Annotated in this window: 4 protein-coding genes; all 4 read right to left on the bottom strand. The window is 72.1% G+C overall.

All coding sequences use genetic code 11. The features are described from left to right. On the bottom strand, nt 1-618 hold a 618-nt coding region (locus ABT324_RS25525), incomplete at its 3' end, for a glycosyltransferase (protein ID WP_502949793.1). A gap of 196 nt (nt 619-814) precedes the next feature. Beyond that, entirely contained in the window at nt 815-1,621 is an 807-nt protein-coding gene (locus ABT324_RS25520) for an alpha/beta fold hydrolase (RefSeq protein ID WP_350942442.1), read from the bottom strand. Nucleotides 1,622-1,636: 15 nt separating this feature from the next. After that, nucleotides 1,637-4,090, bottom strand: coding sequence for a penicillin acylase family protein (locus ABT324_RS25515; RefSeq protein WP_351182599.1), 2,454 nt, complete (start codon nt 4,088-4,090; stop codon nt 1,637-1,639). A gap of 9 nt (nt 4,091-4,099) precedes the next feature. Further along, nucleotides 4,100-4,327, bottom strand: a complete 228-nt coding sequence (locus tag ABT324_RS25510; RefSeq protein ID WP_150068737.1) for an MbtH family protein — start codon at nt 4,325-4,327, stop codon at nt 4,100-4,102. Nucleotides 4,328-4,412 lie beyond the last annotated feature (85 nt).

The following is a 4,412-nucleotide window of genomic DNA, read 5'->3' as shown; positions in this document are numbered from 1 at the left end:
CGAATCCCGCCGCAACGGCCCCACGAACCGGAACCGCCCGTCGAACGACCACCGCATCGGCTGCAACTCCGGCAACACGTTCACCAACGCCAGCGCGGCGTTGCGCGTCACCCGCCGGCGCAGGCCGGGTTGGATGCGGGCGATGCCCGAGCGGCGCGCGAGCTCCATCACCCGCGGTCCGAACTTGCGGTTGACGTCCTCCAGCAGGATCCGCTCGCTGAGCGCGTAGGTGACGTAGAACGACACGAACGGGACCCCGGCCGCTTCCGCGGCCTTGATGCCCCAGATCGACATGATGTCGGTGACCACCACGTCCGGCCGCAACCGCGGCCAGGCCGCGCGCAGTTCCCCGGTCACCCGGAACCGCTCGCGCACGATGTCCCAGATCCGGCCGAAACCGCCGAGCTTGTGCGCCACCGTGGGGTTCTCCGGGACAGGACCGCGTTCCATGATGTCGAACTCGGCCACCTCGCACCCCACGTCGCGGAAAGGTCCGGCGAACGACGGGTTGATCGCGACCACGACCTCTTCCCCGTGCTCCACCAGTTCCGCGGCCAGCGCCACCATCGGGTGCACGTGACCGTGCAGCGGCAGCGGAACGAGCAGGTATCTGGCCACTGGTGAACCTCCCGAAACAGCGGGACCGACAGAATCCGCCTCATCCGGGGCGGTCGTGCGCCGACTTCTCGTCCTCGGTGGACGGTGCGCGAACCATCCACCCGGGTGTGACCGGTTTCCCCCGCGCCGCAGACTAACACCGCCGCGGGGCCGTCGTCGCCAACGTTAAGCGGCACCGAAAACCCACCGGAAACCGCTACGCAGCAGCGAAGAATCCGAGGATGCTCTTGTTGACCAGCTCCGGTTCCTCCAAGTACCCGTAGTGCCCGCAGTTCTCGATCACCTCGAACTGCGCGCCGGGGATCGACGCGGCGAGCTCCCGCCCGCTGCGCGGCGGGGTGAGCAGGTCGTCGGCGAAGGAGATCACGTGGCAGGGCACTCGGATCCCGCGGTAGGCGACCAGCCGGTCCGGCATCGGTTCCAGCGCCAGCTGGGCCCGGTAGCCCGGGCCGCTGTCCGAAGTGGAGAACTCCAGCAGGTCCAGCCAGTCCCGGGTGCGCTGGTCGTGCTCCGTGGTGGCCGGGGACAGCACCTGCATGGCCTGCACCACGGCGGCGTAGCGGGCGGGCAGCACCACGCCCGAGTCGTGCAGGGCCTTCTCCGCCTCGGCGCGGGCGATCTGCAGCGCATCGCTGCGCCCGCGGCTGGCCATCAACACCGCCTGCCGCACCAGGTCCGGGCGGGCCAGCGCGAGCTCCTGCGCCACGTGGGCCCCCATCGAGGTGCCCACGACCCGGACCGGGCCGAGTTCGAGCCGCTCCACCAGCCCCACCACGTCGGCCACCATGTCGTCCACGGTGAACCCCTCCGGGCACACCTCGCTGGGCGGGATTCCCCGGTTGTCGAAGGTGATCGCCCGGTACCCGGCGGCGGTCAGCGCCGGCACCTGGTGCAGGTGCCACACCCGGCCGCCGCTTCCGGTTCCCATGATGAGCACCACGGGTTCGCCGGACCCGGTGTCGGTGTAGCTCAGCCTGATCCCGTTGATCGTCTCGATCGGCACGACGTCCTCCCGCTCTCACCGCTCGGAGATGACTTCCACCCGCAGCGCCGGTGATGCGGCGATCTCGCGCTCGCCGAACCGGGCCGGGACCCACTGCCCGGCCGAGAACAACCGGGTCTGGTCGGCGTAGTGCGGTGAGGTGGGATCGGCCGACTGCGAGTAGGTCAGCAGCGTCGACGCACGGGGGGACTCCCCGCCGTCGAACTGCACGACCTGCAGGAAGCTGGAGCCGTGCGTGACCTCGGTGTTGCCCGCGGCCGGATCCCAGTGCGGGGTCAGCACGTTGAGGACCCCGGTCTGGTGCGGCGCGCCGTGCACCGGGATCTGCTCGCCGTTGCGCGTCACGTGCTGGTACTCGCCGAGCGGGGCGTCGAGCGGGATCCCAGCGGTCTGCAGCTCGGCGGCGGCATCGCCGAAAGCCGTTTGCACGGCCGGGTTCTCGACGGCCAGCGTGTTCGGCGTGTTGACCGGATCGACGGGGTCGAACGGCGTCCGCCACGGCCCGGTGGGCACCTCGGCCAGCTGCGCGACGAACCGCTCGAACAGCAGCGAACCCCGGCTGTCCAGCCGGAAGTCGTGCCCCCAGTCGGCCAGGGCCGGGCACGCGGCCGACACGTCGACCGGCCCGGAGCTCGACGGCGCCCGGCCACCGGGGAACGCCGCGCACATCCGCGCGGTGTCCGCCGCGGCCAGCTCGGCGACCCGGCTGTGGTCGGCGAACAGCACCTGCTTCATGTCCTCGGCGCTGAACCCGCGCTCCGGCAGGCCGTCGGTTCCGGACAACCGGCGCTCGACGGTCCGGATCGCTTCCCTGGTCCGGGCGGACCGCTCGGTCGCGACGTCACCCACCACGCGGGGGTAGTCCGCAAGGGGTGCCTCCGGGTTGGTCAGCCAGGGGCTGTCGTTTGCGTTGAGCACGTAGTCGCGCCTGGTCAGCTCGGGCAGCTGCGCCGGGCCGAGCAGCCCGGGTTCGACCGCCGCCGGATCGCTGCCCCACTCGCACTCGCTCCGGCCGCCGTCGAGCACCGGGATGCCGCTGCTGGGGAAGACCTGCGAGCCCAGCGGGGTGCTGCAGTCGGCCGCCAGCTCGTCGGTGACGTGCGGGACCGCCTGGACGTCGGAGTACAGCGCGTTGCCGGCGCGGTCGGTGGCGATGGTGTTGACCCAGGGCATGCCCTGGGTCGCTGCGAGGGCCCGGCTGACGTCCTCGGTGCTGCCCGCGCGGGCCAGGTCGAACCAGGTGTTGAGGGCGCGCAGGTTCGTCGCGTTCGCGTCCCGCAGCACGTGCGCGCTGCTCGCCCACGGCAGCGGCACGTTGCCCAGCTGCGTGACGACCGGGCCTTGCGGCGTCGTCCAGATGGTCCGCTGCTCCCGGCCGATCGTGCCGTCGGGGCGGCGGACGTCGAAGGAGACCGGCACCGGGGTCATCTCGCGGGCCCGCCCGTCGACCAGGTAGGTGGTCGGACTGCCCGGTGCCAGCGGCAGTTCGAACAACCCGAAGGTCGCCGCCGTGGACACCGTGTGGCTCCACGCCACATCCTGGTTGTGCCCGATCTGGATGCCCGGGAACCCGAGCAGGCTGGCGCCGGAGACGTTGACCTCGCCGGGGATGGTCAGCTGCGACTGCCAGAACCGCAGGGCGCCCTGCCAGTAGAAGTGCGGGTTGCCGAGCAGCACGCCGCCACCGCCCCGGGTCCCGTCCGCCCCGACCGCGATCGCGTTGCTGCCCATCGACTTCTCCGCGGGGAACAGGTCGAGGTGGGTGGGCACCTCGGGCAGCACCCCGGCCGGTGCGGGCCGGGCGGTGCTGATGCCGTCGATGGCCACCCCGCTGCCCATCGCGGTGGCCACCGCGTTCACGTGCCGGTAGACGTCCAGCTCGTCGATCGGCCGGACCCACTCGGCCCCCCGGCAGGCCGGGTCGGTGATGCCGTCCCGGCCGGTGTCGCGCAGGAACCGGTTGTACCCGGCGACGTAGCCGCGCACGAACTCGGCGACCTCCGGCTCGGGCCCGATGGGCGGCGCCTGCCCCACCAGCCGCTCCACCGCACCGGTGTCCTTGCGGTACTGGTAGTACGCGTCGCTGTTCGCGCTGGTGCTCGCCCTGCCCAGCGCCGGGTTCCCCGGTGCGTCGGGGCCGAAGTAGCGGGAGCGCTCGGCGTCGACCGTCACGTAGGCCTCCGCGATCAGGCAGATGTTGTCGCGGGCGGCCGCGTAGGCGTACCCGTAGCCCAGCCCGGCGTAGTCGTCGGCGACGACGTGCGGGATGCCGTACTCGGTGTAGCGGATCGTGGCCCGCTCGGTCCCGGTGGCCGCGGCCTGGGACGCTCCGAGGAACGCCGTCAGCACCAGCACCAGCACACCCGCGAGCGCGCGCCCGGCGCGCCGACGTCCTCGAAGCTGCCCCATCCGGTTGGTTCCCTTCCGCTCCATCTCGATCCGCTCCAGCAGCGGGTGCGGTGCACCCACCGCGCCACCTCACCCGGCGGCCGCGTCGCCTTCCATCGCGCGCACCAGGCTCCGCGGGCGCATGTCGGTCCAGTGCTCGTTGACGTAGTCCAGCGCCGCCTGCCGGTCGGCGTCGCGCAGGACGACCTCCCAGCCCGCCGGGACCTCCGCGAACGCCGGCCACAGCGAGTGCTGCCCCTCGTCGTTGACCAGCACCAGGTAGGTGCCCTCCGGGTCTTCGAACGGGTTCGTGCTCATCGTGCTCTCCCTTCCGCACTGCGCACCGGAATCCGGTGCGTTTCCTCGACTTCCGCGGCCGGTCGGGGGACCGGCGCGGGACGGT

It is taken from the genome of Saccharopolyspora sp. NPDC000359 (assembly GCF_040300525.1).
Lineage (GTDB): Bacteria > Actinomycetota > Actinomycetes > Mycobacteriales > Pseudonocardiaceae > Saccharopolyspora.
This window is presented reverse-complemented; position numbering and strand designations above follow the sequence as displayed.

What these genes read in the sequence shown, in the direction of transcription:
- ABT324_RS25510 (WP_150068737.1), bottom strand. Translation starts at nt 4,327, where the DNA reads ATGAGCACGAACCCGTTCGAAGACCCGGAGGGCACCTACCTGGTGCTG.